This window comes from Kitasatospora sp. NPDC057015, assembly GCF_042673745.1.
In the GTDB taxonomy this organism is placed as follows: domain Bacteria; phylum Actinomycetota; class Actinomycetes; order Streptomycetales; family Streptomycetaceae; genus Kitasatospora.
On sequence record NZ_JBHUSG010000145.1, the window covers coordinates 1 to 1,484 of the forward strand.

Sequence of the window (1,484 nt, forward strand, 5' to 3'; positions counted from 1 at the left end):
TCGCGAAGGCGCTGGAGCAGACCGGTTTCGACCTGGTGATCGGCGGCATGGCGTCCACCGACGGCACGATGGGCGTGCTGCCGGCGCTGCTGGCGGAGCGCCTGGGCGTGCCGCAGCTGACGCTGCTGTCGGAGGTGTCGGTCGAGGGCACCACGGTCAGGGGCCGCCGCGACGGGGACGCCGCCACCGAGCAGGTCGAGGCGCAGCTGCCGGCCGTGGTGTCGGTGACCGACCAGTCCGGTGAGGCCCGCTACCCGTCCTTCAAGGGCATCATGGCCGCGAAGAAGAAGCCGGTGCAGTCCTTCGACCTGGACGACCTGGGCATCGACGCCGAGGAGGTCGGCCTGGCCGGCGCCTGGACCGCGGTGGAGGCCGTCACGGCCCGCCCGGCCCGCACCGCCGGCACCATCGTCAAGGACGAGGGCGAGGGCGGCAGGGCGCTCGCCGGCTACCTCGCCGAGCAGAAGTTCATCTGACCCGTTCGACGTGGTGACTGACCCCTCCCACGAGGGGCAGTCGGGAGCAACAGGAGACATTGAGCAATGGGTGAGATTCTCGTCCTCGTCGACCACGCCGACGGTGTGGTCCGCAAGCCGGCCCTCGAACTGCTGACGCTGGCCCGTCGGATCGGTGAGCCGTCCGCAGTGGTGCTGGGCGCCGGTGCCGACGCCGCCGCGATCGCCGCCAGGGTCGCCGAGTTCGGTGCCGTCAAGGTGTACGTCGCCGACGGCGCCGAGTTCACCGACCAGCTGGTCGTCCCCAAGGTCGACGCGTTGACCCAGATCGCGAAGGCCGCCGAGGCCGCCGCGGTGCTGGTCACCTCCTCCGGTGAGGGCAAGGAGGTCGCCGCCCGGGTGGCGTTGCGCCTGGGTTCGGGGATCATCACGGACGCGGTGGACCTGGAGGCGGGTGAGGGTGGTCCGGTGGCGACGCAGTCGGTGTTCGCGGCGTCGTTCCAGGTGAAGTCGCGGGTGTCGCACGGCACGCCGGTGATCACGGTGAAGCCGAACTCGACGTCGCCGGAGGCGGCTGCGGCGGCGGGTGCGGTGGAGAGCGTGGCGGTGGCGTTCACCGGTAACGCGGCGACGGTGACCTCGCGCACGGCGCGGGTGTCGTCGGGTCGTCCGGAGCTGACCGAGGCCGCGATCGTGGTGTCGGGTGGTCGTGGTGTGGGTGCGGCGCAGGGCTTCGGCGTGGTCGAGGAGCTCGCGGACGCGCTGGGTGCGGCCGTGGGTGCCTCGCGGGCCGCGGTGGACGCGGGTTGGTACCCGCACAGCAACCAGGTGGGGCAGACCGGTAAGCAGGTGTCCCCGCAGCTGTACGTGGCGGCGGGCATCTCGGGTGCGATCCAGCACCGGGCCGGTATGCAGACCTCGAAGACGATCGTCGCGGTGAACAAGGACCCGGAGGCGCCGATCTTCGAGCTGGTGGACTACGGCGTGGTCGGCGACCTCTTCGCCGTCCTGCCCCAGCTCACCGCCGAG

General features: G+C 71.8%; 2 protein-coding genes. Both read left to right on the forward strand.

The annotated features are described in order from the left end of the window. On the forward strand, window positions 1-476 hold a 476-nt coding region (locus tag ACFTWP_RS41710; RefSeq protein WP_380270393.1), incomplete at its 5' end, for an electron transfer flavoprotein subunit beta/FixA family protein. Window positions 477-542: 66 nt separating this feature from the next. Beyond that, window positions 543-1,484 (forward strand): electron transfer flavoprotein subunit alpha/FixB family protein (locus ACFTWP_RS41715; protein ID WP_380270394.1); only part of this gene is annotated, 942 nt, incomplete at its 3' end.